Genomic DNA, 17,292 nt, shown 5'->3' on the forward strand with positions numbered 1-17,292 from the left:
TCACAGGTTGCAGGAAGGCATACGTCGGTCATGGCGCAGCAGGACACCGATCAGCAGCACACGGGCGTTCTCCCCGTGGACGACGAGGGATTCGTCATCGACACGGAGGACACCGAGCAGCGTGAGGCCGCCTGGCGCGAGCGCGGCACCTCGCGGCCGATCACGGTCGTCGGCAACCCGGTGCTGCACAAGGAGTGCAAGGACGTCACCGAGTTCGGCGATGAACTGCAGCAGCTGGTCGCGGACATGTTCGCCAGCCAGCGCACCGCCGAGGGCGTGGGCCTGGCCGCCAACCAGATCGGCGTCGACCTGAAGGTCTTCGTCTACGACTGCCAGGACGACGAGGGCCTACGGCACGTCGGTGTGGTCTGCAACCCGAAGGTCGTCGACCTGCCCGCCGACAAGCGTCGGCTGGACGACAGCAACGAGGGCTGCCTCTCCGTCCCGACCGCGTACGCACCGCTCGCCCGCCCCGACTACGCCGAGGTGACCGGGCAGGACGAGAAGGGCAACCCGATCAAGGTGCGCGGCACCGGGTACTTCGCCCGGTGTTTGCAGCACGAGACGGATCACCTGTACGGGTACCTCTACATCGACCGGCTCTCCAAGCGCGAGCGCAAGGACGCCCTGCGGCAGATGGCCGAGAACGAGCCTCGCTACCCCGTGGTGGCCAACGACTGAAAGCCCTTGCCGACGACGCCCGGCCGGAGATCCCTTCCGGCCGGGCGTCGTTCATGTGTGCGTCGGACATTCGATCCCTTGTGCGTATGAATTAACCCATATTCAGTCACGCAAGGCATGTTCTCGGCGTGATGGGGCGTTCGTTGAAGCAAATCCGTTCCCAGATCGGTCAGTTGTAGTGCTGAATGGAAAGCGCGGGGATACGCAACGGCGCGCGCCCGGCACAGCGGAAGGGGTGTCGCGCCACCGGCGGCTGAGAGGGGTTTGTTCGTGCCAGCTTTCCCACACAGCACTTCATCGACAACGACCGTGGTCGCGGTTCCACCGGCACTCTCCATGCCGGTCATCGAGGCCGCGTTTCCGCGTCGACTGCACCCGTATTGGCCCCGCCTGCAGGAGAAGACACGTACCTGGCTGCTGGAAAAGCGGCTCATGCCGGCGGACAAGGTCGAGGAATATGCCGACGGACTGTGCTACACGGACCTCATGGCGGGTTACTACCTCGGTGCCCCCGACCGGGTCCTGCAGGCGATCGCGGACTACAGCGCCTGGTTCTTCGTCTGGGACGACCGTCACGACCGTGACATCGTCCACCGGCGGCCCGCCGCCTGGCGGCGGCTGAGGTCCCAGCTCCATGCGGCTCTGGACTCCCCCGAGGACCACCTGCATCACCCGGATCCCCTGGTGGCGGGGTTCGCGGACAGCGTGGTGCGGCTGTACTCGTTCCTCGGCGACAGGTGGAACGCGCGCTTCGCCCGGCACTTCCGCGCGGTGATCGAGGCGTACGACCGGGAGTACCGCAACCGCACCACCGGGACGGTCCCGACGGTCGAGGGCTATCTCGAGCTCCGGCGGCTCACCTTCGCGCACTGGATCTGGACCGATCTGCTGGAGCCGAGCGCGGGCTGTGAACTGCCCGACGCCGTGCGGAAACACCCCGCTTACCGGCGGGCGGCGCTGCTGAGCCAGGAATTCGCAGCCTGGTACAACGATCTGTGCTCGCTCCCCAAGGAAATCGCGGGGGACGAGGTCCACAATCTCGGAATCAGTCTCATTCACCACGAGGGGATGACGCTCGAAGAGGCCATCAGGGAAGTAAGGCGGCGGGTCGAGGAATGCGTATCGGAGTTCCTTGCCGCTGAAAAGGAGGCGCTGTGGCTCGCCGACTCGCTCGCGGACGGTACCGCGCGAGGAAAGGAACTGAGCGCCGCCGTGAAAGCGATCGTCGTAAACATGCGGAACTGGTTCAGCACCGTGTACTGGTTCCACCATGAGTCCGGTCGCTACATGGTCGACAACTGGGACGACCGCTCCACACCCCCGTATGTCGACAACGAAGCGGCAGGTGAGAAATGACCCTCGAATCAATCGGTTCGGAGGCCCCCGAGGCGGCGACGCCACCACGCGTTCCGCCCCTTGCCGCGGGCGGTGTCCCGTTCCTCGGACATGGCTGGAAGCTCTTCCGTGACCCGCTGGGCCTCCTCGGCCGGCTGCGGGACGACGGCGACGTCGTACGGTTGAAGCTCGGTCCGAAGGCGGTGTACGCGATCACCACCCCCGCGCTTGCCGGAGCCCTCGCGCTGAGCACCGACTTCCAGATAGGCGGTCCGCTGTGGGAGTCCCTCGAGGGCCTCCTCGGCAAGGAGGGTGTGGCCACCAGTAACGGGCCGCTGCACCAGCGCCAGCGGCGGGCGATCCAGCCCGCCTTCCGGCTGGAGTCCATCCCGGGCTACGGGCCGGTCATGGCGGAGGAGGCGCAGGCGCTCGTGGAGCGCTGGAGGTCCGGCCGGACCGTGGACGTCACGACCGAGTCGTTCCGTGTGGCGGTGCGGGTGATCGCACGCTGTCTGATGCGCGGCAGCTACATGGACGAGCGGGCCGACCGCATCTGCACCGCGCTCGCCGCGCTCTTCAGCGGCATGTACCAGCGCATGGTCATACCGCTCGGGCCGCTGTACCGCCTGCCCCTTCCGGCCAATCGCGAATTCAACCGGGCGCTGGCCGATTTGCATCTCCTGGTCGACGAGATCATCGCCGCCCGCCGCGCATCCGGTCAAAAGCCGAACGATTTGCTGATGGCTTTGCTGGAGGCGAAGGACCACAACGGCGAGCCCATTGGGGAACAGGAGATCCATGACCAGGTCGTTGCCATCGTCACGGCCGGCAGCGAAACAGTGGGATCCATGGTCATGTCGCTCCTGCAAGTCCTCACGGACCACCCGGATCAAGCGGACAAGATCCGCGACGAGGTGAAGACCGTGACGGGTGACCGGCCGGTCGCATTCGAGGACGTACGGCAGCTGCCCTACACCGCGAATGTCATCGTCGAGACAATGCGTTTGCGTCCCGCCGTATGGATATTGACCCGGCGGGCGGTGGCCGACACCCAGCTCGGCGGGTATCGCATTCCGGCCGGAGCCGACGTCGTCTACAGTCCGTACGCGATCCAGCACGACGGGCGGTCCTACGAGCGGGTCGCGGAGTTCGACCCCGACCGCTGGCTCCCGGAGCGTGCCAAGAGCGTGCCGAAGCACGCCATGACCCCCTTCGGGGTCGGCAACCGCAAGTGCCCCGGGGACCACTTCTCGATGGCCGAGCTCACCCTGATCACGGCCGCGGTGGCCTCCGCCTACCGTTTCGAGGAGGCGCCCGGGTCCGACCCGAGGCCGCGGATCGGCATCACACTCCGCCCGCGCCGGCTCCTGCTGAGGGCCCTGCCCAGGTGATGGTCCGGCGCACGTTCAGGCGGCCTGTGGGCCCCTGAACGTGCGCCGGTAGGCATGGGGCGTCGTGTCGAGCGCCCGGACGAACTGATGCCGCAGCGCCGCCGCCGTGCCGAAGCCGGTGCGATCGGCGATCGTGTCCATCGTCTCGTCGGTCCGCTCCAGCAACTCCTGTGCCAGCAGCACACGTTGACGCAGGATCCAGCGGTACGGGGTGGTGCCGGTCTCCTGCTGGAAACGGCGGGCGAAGGTACGCGGGGACATATGGGCGCGGGCCGCGAGCTGTTCCACGGTCACCTCCTGGTCCAGGTGCCGCTCCATCCACACGAGCACCTCGGCGACCGTGTCGCACTGCGACCGCGGCAGAGGCCTTTCGATGTACTGGGCCTGGCCTCCGTCGCGGTGCGGCGGCACCACCATCCGGCGGGCGATCTTGTTGGCGACCTCCGGGCCCTGCTCCTTGCGCACGATGTGCAGGCAGGCGTCGATGCCGGCGGCGGTGCCGGCCGAGGTGATCACCGGGTCCTCGTCGACGTAGAGCACGTCCGGCTCGACGACGGCCCGGGGGAAGCGCCGGGCGAGGGCGTCGGCGTGCCGCCAGTGCACGGCGCAGCGCCGCCCGTCCAGCAGTCCGGCGGCCCCCAGCACGAAGACGCCGGAGCAGACGCTGAGCACCCTGGCACCGCGCTCGGCGGCCCGGCGCAGCGCGTCGAGCAGTTCGGGCGGATACGTGCGGTCCGCATAGGTGTCCCCGGCCGGCACGGCGATGAGGTCGGCTTCCTCGAGCCGCTCCAGGCCGTGCGGCGTGGACACGGTGAATCCGCAGTGGGTGCCGAGCGAGTGTCCCTCGGCCGAGGCGACCGCGAAGTCGTAGACCGGTAGGCCCTCGTCGCTGCGGTCGATGCCGAACACCTCGCACACGACGCCGAGTTCGAAGGGATGCACACCGTCGAGGAGGACGGCGGCCACGTTATGCAGCATGCCATCAGTGTGCCTCGGAAGTGGCAGCAATTCGAGGGTGTACGGCAGTCCTGCCACTGACGGTAAGGGGCATTCGGCGCGACAGTGGTGTCCATGAATACGGCACAGGCACAGGCCCTGATCGGAATGCTCACCGTCGTGGGGATCCTCGTCCTCCTGGTCCTCCCGTCACTGATCGGCATCGCGCACGAGCGGCGCGTCGACCGACGGATCCGGAAGGCCCAGGAGGCATGGGAGAAAGAGGCGGCTCAGAAGTCCTCGTCCAGGTCGACGGTGCCCTCCACCGCCACCTGGTACGCCGAGGGACGCCGCTCGAAGAAGTTGGTCAGCTCCTGAACACCCTGCAACTCCATGAAGGAGAAGGGGTTCTCGGAGCCGTACACCGGGGCGAAGCCGAGGCGCGTGAGGCGCTGGTCGGCGACGCACTCCAGGTACTGCCGCATGGAGTCGGTGTTCATGCCGGGGAGGCCGTCACCGCACAGGTCGCGCGCGAACTGCAACTCGGCCGCGACGGCTTCCCTCAGCATGGCGGTGACCTGCTCCTGGAGCTCGTCGTCGAAGAGGTCCGGCTCCTCCTTGCGCACGGTGTCGACCACGTCGAAGGCGAAGCTCATGTGCATCGTCTCGTCCCGGAACACCCAGTTGGTGCCGGTGGCCAGACCGTGCAGCAGGCCCCGGCTGCGGAACCAGTAGACATACGCGAAGGCGCCGTAGAAGAAGAGGCCCTCGATGCACGCGGCGAAGCAGATGAGGTTGAGCAGGAAGCGGCGCCGGTCGGACTTCGTCTCGAGCCGGTCGATCCGCTCCACCGAGTCCATCCACGTGAAGCAGAACTCGGCCTTCTCCCGGATGGAGGGGATGTTCTCGACGGCCGCGAAGGCCGCGGCACGGTCCTCCGGATCGGGCAGGTAGGTGTCGAGCAGCGTCAGATAGAACTGGACGTGCACGGCCTCCTCGAACAGCTGGCGCGACAGATACAGGCGCGCCTCGGGGGAGTTGATGTGCTTGTACAGCGTCAGCACGAGGTTGTTCGCCACGATCGAGTCGCCCGTGGCGAAGAAGGCCACCAGACGGCCGATCATGTGCTGCTCGCCCGGCGAGAGCTTGGCGAGGTCGGCCACGTCCGAGTGGAGGTCCACCTCCTCCACGGTCCAGGTGTTCTTGATGGCGTCCCGGTAGCGCTCGTAGAAGTCCGGGTAGCGCATGGGGCGCAGGGTCAGTTCGAAGCCGGGGTCCAGCAGGTTCTGGTCAGTCATGGCAGTGGGCGCGCGTGGCGCCGTCCTCCAGGGGTGGTGATCGGGTGGCGGGGCGGGAACTACTGGCAGGCCTCGCAGGACTCGGGGTTCTCGAGGGAGCAGGCGACGGCGTCGGGGTCGGCGACCTGCTGGACGGGAAGGGCCGGCTGCGCCTGGGCGGCACGGGCGATCCGGGTCGCCGGGCGGGAGCGCAGGTAGTACGTCGTCTTCAGGCCCTGCTTCCAGGCGTAGGCGTACATCGAGGAGAGCTTGCCGATCGTCGGCGTCTCCATGAAGAGGTTCAGGGACTGCGCCTGGTCCAGGAACGGGGTCCGCGCGGCGGCCATGTCGATCAGACCGCGCTGCGGGATCTCCCACGCCGTGCGGTACAGCCGGCGTACCTCCTCGGGGATCCAGCGGAAGTCCCGCACCGAGCCGCTCGAGTCGCGCAGCGCCTCCCGGGTGCGGGCGTCCCAGACGCCGAGCTCCTTGAGGTCCTGCACCAGGTACGAGTTGACCTGGAGGAACTCGCCGGACAGCGTCTCGCGCTTGAACAGGTTGGAGACCTGCGGCTCGATGCACTCGTAGACGCCCGCGATGGAGGCGATGGTGGCGGTCGGGGCGATCGCCAGGAGCAGCGAGTTGCGCATGCCGACGGCGGCGATCCGCTCGCGCAGTGCCGTCCAGCGCTCCGGCCAGGCGCGCTCCACGTCGTAGTGGTCCGGGTGCAGCACACCCCGGGCGGTGCGGGTCTTCTCCCACGCGGGAAGAGGCCCGTTGCGCTCGGCGAGGTCGGCGGAGGCCTCGTAGGCGGCGAGCATGATGCGCTCGGCGATCCTGGTGGACAGGCCCTTCGCCTCGGCGGAGTCGAAGGGCAGACGCAGCCGGAAGAAGACGTCCTGAAGACCCATCACACCGAGGCCGACGGGACGCCACTTGGCGTTGGAACGGCCGGCCTGCTCCGTCGGGTAGAAGTTGATGTCGACGACACGGTCGAGGAAGGTGACGGCGGTGCGGACCGTCTCGTCCAGCCGCTCCCAGTCGATGTCGTCTCCGGTGACGAAGGCGCCCAGGTTGACCGACCCCAGGTTGCAGACCGCCGTCTCCCCGTCGTCCGTGACCTCCAGGATCTCCGTGCAGAGGTTGGAGGAGTGGATGACGTGGCCCGGCTCGGCCGTCTGGTTGGCGGTGCGGTTGGCCGCGTCCTTGAAGGTCATCCAGCCGTTGCCGGTCTGCGCGAGGGTGCGCATCATCCGGCCGTACAGGTCACGGGCGGGCATCGTCTTCTTCGCCAGGCCCGCCGCCTCGGCCTTGCGGTAGGCGGCGTCGAACTCCTCGCCCCACAGGTCGACCAGTTCGGGCACGTCGGACGGGGAGAACAGGGACCACTGTCCGTCCGCGTCGACGCGGCGCATGAACTCGTCCGGGACCCAGTGCGCGAGGTTCAGGTTGTGGGTCCGGCGGGCGTCCTCGCCGGTGTTGTCGCGCAGCTCCAGGAACTCCTCGATGTCCGAGTGCCAGGTCTCCAGGTAGACGGCGGCCGCTCCCTTGCGGCGGCCGCCCTGGTTCACCGCGGCGACCGAGGCGTCGAGGGTCTTCAGGAACGGGACGATGCCGTTGGAGTGCCCGTTCGTGCCGCGGATGAGGGAGCCGCGGGAACGGATGCGGGAGTACGAAAGACCGATGCCCCCGGCGTGCTTGGAGAGGCGGGCGACCTGGTGGTAGCGGTCGTAGAGGGAGTCCAGCTCGTCCTTCGGGGAGTCGAGGAGGTAGCAGGACGACATCTGCGGGTGCCGCGTGCCCGAGTTGAAGAGCGTGGGGGAGGAGGGCAGGTAGTCCAGGCGGCTCATGAGCCCGTAGAGAGCCGCCACTTCGTCGACCGCCCGCACGGTGTCGTCCTCCGCGAGCCCGGCGGCCACCCGCAGCATGAAGTGCTGAGGTGTCTCGATGACCTTGCGGGTGATCGGGTGCCGCAGCAGGTAGCGGCTGTGCAGCGTGCGCAGCCCGAAGTAGCCGAAGCGGTCGTCGGCGGCCCGGTCGACGAGGGCGTCGAGACGGTCGGCGTGCAGGCGTACGAACGCGGCGGTCCGGTCGGCGATCAGGCCCTCCCGGTGGCCGACGGCGACGGACCGGGTGAAGGACGTGACGCCCTGCGAGGCGGCCTCGGCCCGGATGCCGATCGTCAGCAGACGGGCGGCCAGCTTCGAGTAGGCGGGGTCCTCCGAGATCAGGCCGGCGGCCGCTTCGGTGGCCAGCTCGCGCAACTCCGCGTCGTCGGCCTGCGCGGACCGGCCGCGCAGCGCGGCGGCGGCGACCCGTCCGGGGTCGGCGTCGGGGAGGTCGGCGGTCAGCTCGGTCAGGGTCCGCAGCAGCGTGGCCCCGGGACCGTCGGTTCCGTCGGTCTGGACCGGGATCACTGAAGCCGGATCGGCTGGCGCGATGGTCACGTGTGGCTCTCCCTCGCTCGGCACGGGGCCTTGAGGAGGGCAGGGGGCAGCTCACGAGCGCGCACGGCGTCGCGTCCACCGGCCCATTCCACGAGGCCCGGACGTCTGGCGCCCGGGCCGGACGGCCGGGCGCACTGTCGGCAGGTCCTCGGACTGACGCTCGTGCGTGCACGCAGGCGCGAACACGCATAAGTACACCGTTGCGGGACAGTTCCGGATTCGCACCGGATTCCCCTGCGGCGACAGCGAGCATGAGCATACATCTTGTGCCGGGTTTCGGTGCTACCCCCAGATGTTGTGCCGCGCCGATGTCACAGTGTCAACTCGTAGGTGAGGAGAGTGATGTCGTCCAGCTGCGGCAGGGGATTCCAGTCGCGGCCGGGGGTGCGGACGAAGCCCAGCCGTTCGTAGATCCGGTGGGCGGAGCGCATGCTGCGCTGGGTCGACAGGACGACGCGCACGCAGTCCTCCGTGGCCCGGGCGTGGTCGACGCAGGCGCGGACCAGGGCCTCGCCGACGCCCCGGCCGCGGGCGTCGTGCGCGACCGCCAGCATGCGGATCTCGGCTTCGCCGGGACCCGCGATGTCGGCCATGAGGCCGCCGGACGGGACGAAGGTCACGCCGCCGAGCACACTGCCGTCCCGGGCCGCGACCAGCACGTCGGCGGCCGCGGCTCGCTTGCCGACGTCTCTCAGCTCGCCCAGGTACTCGTCGCTCTCCCCGAAGTCGAGGAGCCCGTCCTGGAGATAGGCCTGGGCGGTGATGTCGCCGAGGGTGCCGTACTCGTCGGGGGCCGCCTGCCGGATCACGAAGTCCATGCGGCCGAGTGTGCCGGACGGGTACGGCAACGGGCCGCCGGATTTTCTCCAGCGGCCCGTGGAGCGCCAGTCCCTAGTGGGATGCGCCGGCCGTCGCCGGCGGCAGCTCCACCTCCACCCCGGGGTCGCCGGCGTCCGCCGTGTAGTCGTCCGGCTTCGTCTCGTCGACGCCCGCCGGGGCCTTCACGGCCTTCAGGACGAGGGTCAGGACCACCGTGACGACGATGTTCATCACGAAGGCCGTCAGACCGATGTAGCCGATCTCACCGAAGCCCGGGATCTCCTTCGCGGAGCCGCCGAAGTGCTTCTGGGTCGGGGAGGCGACGCCGTAGGCCGCGAGCGTGCCGTAGACCATGCCGACCGCCCAGCCCGCGAGGAGCGCCCAGCGGTGGAACCAGCGCGTGAACAGACCGCCGACCATGGCCGGGAAGGTCTGCAGGATCCAGATGCCGCCGAGCAGCTGGAAGTTGATCGCCACCGTCTTGTCCATGGTCAGGACGAAGACCAGGGCGCCCACCTTCACCAGCAGCGACACGATCTTGGAGACCCTGGTCTCCTCCTTCGGTGTCGCGTCCGGCTTGATGAAGTCCTTGTAGATGTTGCGCGTGAACAGGTTGGCGGCGGCGATGGACATGATGGCCGCCGGGACGAGCGCACCGATGCCGATGGCCGCGAACGCCACGCCCGCGAACCAGTCCGGGAACATGTTCTCGAACAGCTGCGGGATCGCCAGCTGCCCGTTCTGCACCTTGATCCCGGCCGCGATCGCCATGAAGCCGAGCAGCGCCAGCAGGCCCAGCATCAGCGAGTACAGCGGCAGGATCGTGGTGTTGCGGCGGATCACCTCACGGCTGCGCGAGGAGAGCGTCGCCGTGATCGAGTGCGGATACATGAACAGCGCCATCGCCGAGCCCAGCGCGAGCGTCGCGTACGTCCACTGGCCCGCCTCCGGCGGCGCGAGCGCACCGCGCGGCTTGCCCGTCGCCGGGTTCGTCTGCGCGAACGCATGGCCCGCCTTCGCGAAGATGTCGTCGAAGCCGCCCAGCTTGATCGGGATGTAGATGATCGCCACCGCGATGACGATGTAGATCAGGGTGTCCTTCACGAACGCGATCAGGGCGGGCGCCCTGAGGCCCGAGGAGTAGGTGTACGCCGCCAGGACGCCGAAGGCGATCAGCAGCGGCAGGTCCTTCACGAACCAGTTCGTGTTGTCGCCGCCGCCCACACCCATCACGTCCAGTACGGCCTGGATGCCGACCAGCTGGAGCGCGATGTACGGCATCGTCGCCAGGATGCCGGTGACGGCCACCGCGAGCGACAGGCCCTTCGAGCCGAAGCGGCCGCGGACGAAGTCCGAGGTCGTCACGTATCCGTGCCGGTGGGACACCGACCACAGCCGGGGCAGGAAGGTGAAGATCAGCGGGTAGACGATGATCGTGTACGGCACCGCGAAGAAGCCCGCGGCGCCGGCCGCGTAGATCGCCGCCGGGACGGCGACGAAGGTGTAGGCGGTGTACAGGTCGCCGCCGAGCAGGAACCAGGTGATCCAGGTACCGAACGACCGGCCGCCGAGTCCCCACTCGTCGAGGCTGTGCTCGTTGTCCGCCCTGCGCCAGCGCGCCGCCAGGAAACCCACGACGGTGACGGCCAGGAAGAAGAAGATGAAGACGCCGAGTGCGACGCCGTTCACGCCGTCCTTCATTCCGCCGCACCTCCCTTCCGGTCGGCACGGCCGCGCTGGTCGCGCTGCCACAGCTGGTAGGCGGTCATCGTCAGCGCCGTGGAGATCAGCACCCACAGCATCTGGTACCAGTAGAAGAACGGGATGCCGATGAACGCCGGGTCGGTCTTGGCATAGGAGCCGACCCACAGCATCGCTACGAAGGGTGCTACAAGGCACAGCGCGATGACGACGCGTAGAGGCGTCACCACCGGCGCTCTGGTCGAATCGGACCGATCGGACATCTAGCGGCTCCGTCCCCTCACTGATCACCGATGTAATGCGCAGGCAATGTAGGTGACGCGTCACGGAAGCGGAAGCCCTAGTTCGTATATCGGTATCCCGCCGTTTCCGCACCGCCCCGGCGAAGGCCACCCCGCGGTGATCCGGACGGGCCGGAGCGGGCGGTGCGTCCCGACGGCGAGGACACGACCGGACCGTCGAGCCGGTGACGGCGGCGAGTGCGGTGGGGGTCCGGACGGCGAGGGCGGCCAGGACCGAGCGGGCGCGGTACGCACGGGGGTGCCTCCCGTCCATGCGACGACGCAAGGACCGTAGAGCAGGAGGAGCGGTCGCGCCACACCGCGCGCACGGCCCAGGGCGACTTATTCCTGCGGCCGCTTGAGCCGCGCGACGAACTTGTACCGGTCTCCCCGGTAGACCGACCGCACCCACTCCACCGGGTTTCCGTCCCGGTCAAGCGAGTGGCGGGAGAGCATCAGCATCGGCAGGCCCACGTCGGTGCCGAGCAGGCCGGCCTCGCGCGGCGTCGCCAGCGACGTCTCGATGGTCTCCTCGGCCTCGGCGAGGTGGACGTCGTACACCTCCGCGAGCGCGGTGTAGAGGGAGGTGTACTTCACCAGTGACCGGCGCAGCGCCGGGAAGCGCTTCGCGGACAGATGCGTGGTCTCGATCGCCATCGGTTCGCCGCTCGCCAGCCGCAGCCGTTCGATGCGCAGCACCCGGCCGCCGGCCGAGATGTCGAGCAGCCCGGCGAGGGAGTCGTCGGCGGTGATGTAGCCGATGTCCAGCAGCTGCGAGGTCGGTTCGAGGCCCTGGGCGCGCATGTCCTCGGTGTAGGAGGTGAGTTGCAGTGCCTGCGAGACCTTGGGCTTGGCGACGAACGTGCCCTTGCCCTGGATGCGCTCGAGCCGCCCCTCGACGACCAGCTCCTGCAGGGCCTGGCGCACGGTCGTGCGCGAGGTGTCGAACTCCGCGGCCAGGGTGCGCTCGGGGGGCACGGGAGTACCGGGTGGCAGCGTCTCCGTCATGTCGAGCAGATGCTTCTTCAAGCGGTAGTACTTGGGCACGCGCGCGGTGCGGACGGTCGCCCCGCCCTCGTTCTCCGCACTGCTGACGTCGGCGCTCATGCTCTGCCTTCCCGGCTCCGGATGCCGAAGCGACCGGCAGCTGCCGGTCACGGGTCACCATCGTGGCACGGCCTGACGGGGGGATTCCCCGCACGCTCCGTGATCCCCGTCCTGCGGCCGGGGATCCCCTCTGTATACCGTCGGGTCCCCCTCTGGTCTAGTCCACCAAATCCAAGTGGTCCAGTGGGGTGGGGCGGAAGTGGTCTACCCGATTTCGCTGGGTTCCTACTTAAAGGTCGTTGCATATGTAGGTCCCATAACGGAGCCCCTGAGGGCCGTGAACTCCCTTGACACACCTATTGGTCTGGGCCAAGCTTCCCGCACTGGTCTACACCATTGGTCCAGGTCCCGGCCCCACGAGCGGTACTCGTCGTCAGTCGCCGCGGGGACAAGGGGGGTTGGTGGCATCCCTGAGGAGGATGGCGTGAAGCGCAAGCTGATAGCCGCGATCGGAATCGCGGGCATGATGGTCTCCATCGCGGCGTGCGGGGACGGTGGCAGCAAGTCCGGAGGCTCGGACAAGGGGGCGGACGCCAAGGAGCTCACCGTCTGGCTCACGGTCGACGCTCAGAACAACTGGCCCGCGCTGGTGAAGGCCGCCGACGACGCGGTGGTCAAGAAGCACCCCGGCCTCAAGATCAAGCACGAGTACTACGGCTGGCCGGACAAGAACACCAAGCTCGACGCGGTCCTCGCCACCGACAAGGCCCCCGACGTGGTCGAGATGGGCAACACCGAGATGCTCGGCTACATGGTCAAGGGCGCCTTCGCCCCCGTCGAGCCCTCCACGTTCGACAACTCCGGCCAGTGGCTGGACGGCCTGAAGGCCTCGGTGACCTACGAGGGCAAGACGTACGGCGTGCCCTACTACGCCGGCGGCCGGGTCGCCAACTGGCGCAAGGACGTCGCCGCCTCGGTCGGCGTCAAGACGCCGCCGACGACGTACCAGGAGCTGACCGCCGACCTGGACAAGATCCAGAAGAAGGAGGGCGCCAAGTTCAACGCCTGGTACCAGCCGACGCGCGACTGGTACGCGGCGATGTCCTTCGTCTACGACGCGGGCGGCTCGATCGCCAAGGAGGAGGGCGGCCAGTGGAAGGCCAACCTCTCCTCGCCGGAGTCCCTCAAGGGCCTCGACGAGTTCAAGACGATCCTCGACAAGTACATGCACGGCGACAAGACCAAGGACGAGTCCGACCGTTACATCGTCTACGGCCAGGGCAAGTCCGCCATGATCTTCGGTGCCGCCTGGGAGGGCGCTACCGCGGCCGACCCGAAGAACGACAAGACCGGCAAGCTGAAGGACAACCTCGAGAACTTCGTGATGCCCGGCCCGTCCGGCAAGAACATCCCGGTGTTCCTCGGCGGCTCGGATCTCGCGATCCCGGTGAAGTCCAAGGCTCAGTCGGTGGCCGCCGAGTGGATCAACGCGTTCACCGGCTCCGAGGGCCAGAAGGGCCTGATGGCCAAGGGCAACCTGCCCAACAACAAGACCGACCTCGCCACGCTGAAGAACGACCCGGCGACGGCGGTCCCGGCCACCGCGGCCGAGTCCAACTGGTTCGTCCCGATGGCGCCGGGCTGGGGCCAGGTCGAGAAGGCGCAGATCCTGCAGACCATGCTGCAGAACATCGGCACCGGCAAGCAGTCGGTCGAGGCCGCCGCGAAGGACGCGGACGCCGCGATCGACAAGGTCATCAACACCAAGTGACCTGAGCGCAGGGCCCCGTGACCCCCGGGGGTAGGCGGGGCGGGGCCCTGCTTCTCGCACGACCGCACGGCGGCATCCCCCGTGCGGGCGTGCGGTGTTCCGCCTTCGTACGACCGTGCGGGGCTTCGCCCTTGTACGACCTGAGGGACCCTCAAGGAGCGCGCGATGAGTGCCGCAGACACGACCACCCACGCCAAGGTGCCGCCGCCGCGGCCGGCGCCGCCACCGGGCATCCCGGCGAAACCACGCGGACAGCGGACGCCGCGCGGGACCGCCACCCCCTGGGCGCTGCTCGCCCCCTGTCTGCTGATCCTCGCCCTGGTGATGGGGTATCCGCTGGTCCGCCTGGTGACCCTCTCCTTCCAGAAGTTCGGCCAGTCGCAGCTGTGGGGCTTCCAGCCCGCCGAGTCGGTGGGCTTCGCCAACTTCTCCCAGGTGCTCGGCGACAGCGAGTTCTGGGCGGTGGTGGTGCGCACGATCGTGTTCGCCGCCGGCTCGGTGATCTTCACCATGGTCCTCGGCATGCTGATCGCGCTGCTGCTCCAGCGGGTCTCCGGCTGGGTGAAGACGATGGTCAACATTGTGCTGGTGGCCAGCTGGGGCATGCCGATCATCGTCGCCACCACGGTCTTCAAGTGGCTCTTCGACTCGGACTACGGCATCCTCAACGCGCTGCTGAGCAAGCTGCCCGGAGTGGAGCTGATCGGGCACAACTGGTTCGCGAGCGGGCCGCAGGGCCTTGCCGTGATCATGCTCCTCGTGGTGTGGGGCGCGGTGCCGTTCGTCGTCATCACGCTCTCCGCCGGCCTGACCCAGGTGCCCAAGGAGCTGGTGGAAGCGGCCCGTCTGGACGGTGCGACCGGGTGGGGTGTCTTCCGCCATGTCACCCTGCCGATCCTCAAGCCGATCATCGTGATGCTCACGACCCTCTCGGTGATCTGGGACATGGGCGTCTTCCCGCAGGTCTTCGTGATGCGCAACGGCCATCCGGAGCCGGAGTTCCAGTTGCTCCAGACCTATTCCTACGACCGCGCGTTCGTGGTCAACGACTACGCGCAGGGATCGGCGATCGCCCTGCTGACGGTGCTGCTGCTGCTCGGTGTGGTCGCCGTGTACATGCGTCAGATGCTGAAGATCGGAGAGGTCGAATGAGCGCCATCGCGACCGGAGGGCGCCGCCGCCCGACGTCCCGGCTCGGCTGGAACCTTCTCGGTCTGCTCGTCTTCGTCACCGCGGGCTTCCCCGTCTACTGGATGGTCGACACGGCCTTCAAACCGGCCAAGGACGCCATCGACCCGGATCCCAGTCTGCTGCCCACGGGTGTCACCCTGGCCAACTTCCGCCGGGCGCTGGACATCGCCGACTTCTGGGGGCCGGTCGGCCGCAGCCTGATCGTGTCGCTGTCCGTCGTCGCCATCGGCATCGTCGTCGGCATGCTGGCCGCGCTCGCCATCTCCCGCTTCGCCTTCCGCGGCCGGAAGATCGTGATCGTGGGCATCCTGGCGGTCCAGATGGTCCCGGCGGTGTCCATGATCATCCCGGTGTTCCTGCTCCTCAATGACCTCGGCCAGTACGACAAGCTGACGGGTCTGATCATCACCTACCTCACCTTCATCCTCCCGTTCACGGTGTGGACGCTGCGCGGGTTCGTCGTCAACATCCCGCGCGAACTGGAGGAGGCGGCGATGGTGGACGGCTGCTCGCGCACCGGAGCCTTCCTGCGCGTGGTCTTCCCGCTGCTCGCCCCCGGCCTGGTCGCCACCTCGGTCTACGGCTTCATCCAGGCGTGGAACGAGTATCTGTACGCCCTGATGCTGATGAGCCAGGAGAACCAGACCGCGACCGTCTGGCTCGGCAACTTCACCACCAAGCACGGCACCGAGTACGCGCCGATGATGGCCGGTTCCACGATGATGGCGGTGCCGATCGTCATTCTCTTCCTCCTCGTCCAGCGCAAGATGGCCGCGGGCCTCACCGCGGGCGCCGTGAAGGGATAACGCCACCCGATGACGACATTCGCCAGCGGTACCGACACCCTGACGCGAGACGCGCTGACGGTCCTCCAGCCCGGCTTCACCGGCACCACGGCCCCCGACTGGCTGCTGCGCCGTATCGGCGAGGGCCTGGCGTCCGTGGGCCTGTTCGGCCGCAACATCGCCTCACCGGAACAACTTGCCGCCCTGACGGCCCAGTTGCGGGCCGAGCGCGACGACGTCATCGTCGCGATCGACGAGGAGGGGGGCGATGTCACCCGCCTGGAGGTCAGGACGGGTTCCTCCTTCCCGGGCAACCACGCCCTCGGCGCGGTGGACGACGTGGAACTGACCCGCGAGGTGGCCCGTGAACTCGGCCGCCGGCTCGCGGAGTGCGGGGTCAACCTCAACTGGGCGCCCTCCGCCGACGTGAACTCCAATCCCGCCAACCCGGTGATCGGCGTCCGGTCCTTCGGCGCCGACACCGCACTGGTGGCCCGGCACACCGCCGCATACGTCACCGGACTCCAGTCGGCCGGCGTCGCGGCCTGCACCAAGCACTTTCCCGGTCACGGCGACACGGCGGTCGACTCCCACCACGCGCTGCCCCGGATCGACGCGGAGGCGTCCACGGTCCAGGAGCGCGAACTGGCGCCGTTCCGCGCGGCGATCGCCGCCGGCACCCGCGCGGTGATGAGCGCTCACATCCTGGTCCCGGCACTGGACCCGGACCACCCGGCAACGTTGTCCCGGAGCGTCCTGAGCGACCTGCTGCGCGGCGGACTCGGCTACGACGGGCTGATCGTCACCGACGGCATGGAGATGCGGGCGATCGCGGGGACCTACGGCATCGAGCGCGGCAGCGTCCTCGCCGTCGCGGCCGGCGCGGACGCCATCTGCGTGGGCGGCGGCCTCGCCGACGACGAGACGGTACGGCGTCTGCGGGACGCCCTGGTCACCGCCGTGCGCTCGGGAGAACTGGCCGAGGAGCGGCTCGCCGAGGCTGCGGACCGCGTGCGGGCCCTGGCGCGCTGGACGGCGCAGCCGGGAGCGAAGGACGCCGCCGCCCTGCCGGGCGCCCGTGCGGACATCGGTCAGCTGGCGGCCCGGCGTGCGCTGACGGTGACCGGCGCGGAGGGCTTCACCCCGCTCACCGAGCCTCCCTACGTCGCCGCTCTCACCCCCGTCGCCAACATCGCGGTGGGCGAGGAGACCCCGTGGGGCGTGGCCGCGGAACTGGGCCGACTGCTTCCGGGCACCGAGACCGGAAGCTTCGCGGGGGAGGAAGCGGGGCGGGAGGCCCTGGAGGCCGCCGGGGACCGGCGGATCGTGGCGGTGGTCCGGGACGAACACCGCCACCCCTGGATGGCCGGGGCCCTCGACACACTCCTCGGTTCACGTCCGGACACGATCGTGGTCGAGATGGGCGTCCCTCAGGCCGCTCCCCGCGGTGCCCTGCACATCGCCACCCACGGGGCGGCGCGGGTGTGCGGCCGGGCGGCGGCGGAGGTTCTCGCGGGCGCGTAGCCGCTGTGCCGAAGGTGGCCGGCCGGGGCCTCGTGCGGGTGGATGCGGTTGATGACGTGTAGGCAGCCACGTGAAGTGCGCGCCCTGCGGACGACGAAATCAGACA

At 68.7% G+C, this 17,292-nt stretch carries 15 protein-coding genes and 1 riboswitch; of the genes, 8 read left to right on the forward strand and 7 right to left on the reverse strand.

Annotated features, from left to right (window positions below):
- The first annotated feature begins 30 nt into the window (after positions 1 to 30).
- The 3 genes from def (at position 31) to ABZ904_RS41995 (ending at position 3,407) form a co-directional block, all read left to right on the forward strand.
- Entirely contained in the window at positions 31 to 681 is a 651-nt protein-coding gene (gene def / locus ABZ904_RS41985) for a peptide deformylase (protein ID WP_359395899.1), read from the forward strand.
- Positions 682 to 951: 270 nt separating this feature from the next.
- A complete protein-coding gene (gene cyc1, locus ABZ904_RS41990) occupies positions 952 to 2,037 on the forward strand; it encodes an epi-isozizaene synthase (RefSeq protein ID WP_361829388.1) in 1,086 nt (361 codons plus the stop codon).
- Entirely contained in the window at positions 2,034 to 3,407 is a 1,374-nt protein-coding gene (locus tag ABZ904_RS41995; RefSeq protein WP_361829390.1) for a cytochrome P450, read from the forward strand. The genes cyc1 and ABZ904_RS41995 overlap by 4 nt, the downstream gene beginning before the upstream one ends.
- A gap of 15 nt (positions 3,408 to 3,422) precedes the next feature.
- Here ABZ904_RS41995 and ABZ904_RS42000 read toward each other — a convergent pair whose 3' ends face one another.
- Positions 3,423 to 4,385, reverse strand: a complete 963-nt coding sequence (locus tag ABZ904_RS42000; protein WP_359395893.1) for a helix-turn-helix domain-containing protein — start codon at positions 4,383 to 4,385, stop codon at positions 3,423 to 3,425.
- A gap of 93 nt (positions 4,386 to 4,478) precedes the next feature.
- Between ABZ904_RS42000 and ABZ904_RS42005 the strand changes: the two genes are divergently transcribed.
- The gene (locus ABZ904_RS42005) at positions 4,479 to 4,721 is read left to right on the forward strand and encodes a hypothetical protein (RefSeq protein ID WP_361829392.1); all 243 of its coding nucleotides are present in this window, start codon (positions 4,479 to 4,481) and stop codon (positions 4,719 to 4,721) included.
- On the opposite strand, the gene ABZ904_RS42010 is transcribed toward ABZ904_RS42005, so the two are convergent.
- The 6 genes from ABZ904_RS42010 to ABZ904_RS42035 form a co-directional block, all read right to left on the reverse strand.
- Entirely contained in the window at positions 4,634 to 5,641 is a 1,008-nt protein-coding gene (locus tag ABZ904_RS42010) for a ribonucleotide-diphosphate reductase subunit beta (protein ID WP_359395890.1), read from the reverse strand. The two genes, ABZ904_RS42005 and ABZ904_RS42010, sit on opposite strands and share 88 nt — an antisense overlap.
- Before the next feature lie 59 nt (positions 5,642 to 5,700).
- Positions 5,701 to 8,067 carry a ribonucleoside-diphosphate reductase subunit alpha gene (locus tag ABZ904_RS42015; protein ID WP_361829394.1) on the reverse strand — a complete coding sequence of 789 codons (2,367 nt, stop codon included), beginning with the start codon at positions 8,065 to 8,067 and terminating at the stop codon, positions 5,701 to 5,703.
- A 143-nt stretch (positions 8,068 to 8,210) separates the two neighbouring features.
- Positions 8,211 to 8,301, reverse strand: a riboswitch (cobalamin riboswitch).
- A gap of 77 nt (positions 8,302 to 8,378) precedes the next feature.
- A complete protein-coding gene (locus ABZ904_RS42020; RefSeq protein ID WP_359395885.1) occupies positions 8,379 to 8,885 on the reverse strand; it encodes a GNAT family N-acetyltransferase in 507 nt (168 codons plus the stop codon).
- 73 nt (positions 8,886 to 8,958) lie between these two features.
- Complete coding sequence (mctP, locus tag ABZ904_RS42025; protein ID WP_359395883.1) at positions 8,959 to 10,587, reverse strand: monocarboxylate uptake permease MctP; 1,629 nt, start codon at positions 10,585 to 10,587, stop codon at positions 8,959 to 8,961.
- The gene (locus ABZ904_RS42030) at positions 10,584 to 10,850 is read right to left on the reverse strand and encodes a DUF3311 domain-containing protein (protein WP_359395881.1); all 267 of its coding nucleotides are present in this window, start codon (positions 10,848 to 10,850) and stop codon (positions 10,584 to 10,586) included. Before ABZ904_RS42030 ends, mctP begins: the two co-directional genes overlap by 4 nt.
- 360 nt (positions 10,851 to 11,210) lie before the next feature.
- Complete coding sequence (locus tag ABZ904_RS42035) at positions 11,211 to 11,975, reverse strand: GntR family transcriptional regulator (protein ID WP_359395879.1); 765 nt, start codon at positions 11,973 to 11,975, stop codon at positions 11,211 to 11,213.
- A gap of 424 nt (positions 11,976 to 12,399) precedes the next feature.
- Between ABZ904_RS42035 and ABZ904_RS42040 the strand changes: the two genes are divergently transcribed.
- The 4 genes from ABZ904_RS42040 to ABZ904_RS42055 all read left to right on the forward strand — a co-directional run bounded on the left by ABZ904_RS42040 (position 12,400) and on the right by ABZ904_RS42055 (position 17,186).
- Complete coding sequence (locus ABZ904_RS42040) at positions 12,400 to 13,686, forward strand: extracellular solute-binding protein (RefSeq protein WP_359395877.1); 1,287 nt, start codon at positions 12,400 to 12,402, stop codon at positions 13,684 to 13,686.
- Positions 13,687 to 13,851: 165 nt separating this feature from the next.
- On the forward strand, positions 13,852 to 14,838 hold the full coding sequence (locus ABZ904_RS42045; protein WP_361829397.1) for a sugar ABC transporter permease: 987 nt from the start codon (positions 13,852 to 13,854) through the stop codon (positions 14,836 to 14,838).
- Complete coding sequence (locus ABZ904_RS42050; protein WP_359395872.1) at positions 14,835 to 15,683, forward strand: carbohydrate ABC transporter permease; 849 nt, start codon at positions 14,835 to 14,837, stop codon at positions 15,681 to 15,683. The genes ABZ904_RS42045 and ABZ904_RS42050 overlap by 4 nt, the downstream gene beginning before the upstream one ends.
- Before the next feature lie 9 nt (positions 15,684 to 15,692).
- On the forward strand, positions 15,693 to 17,186 hold the full coding sequence (locus ABZ904_RS42055; protein ID WP_359395870.1) for a glycoside hydrolase family 3 protein: 1,494 nt from the start codon (positions 15,693 to 15,695) through the stop codon (positions 17,184 to 17,186).
- The last annotated feature ends 106 nt before the right edge of the window (positions 17,187 to 17,292 follow it).

The sequence above is a fragment of the Streptomyces sp. NPDC046900 genome (genome assembly GCF_040644975.1).
Classification (GTDB): Bacteria; Actinomycetota; Actinomycetes; order Streptomycetales; family Streptomycetaceae; genus Streptomyces.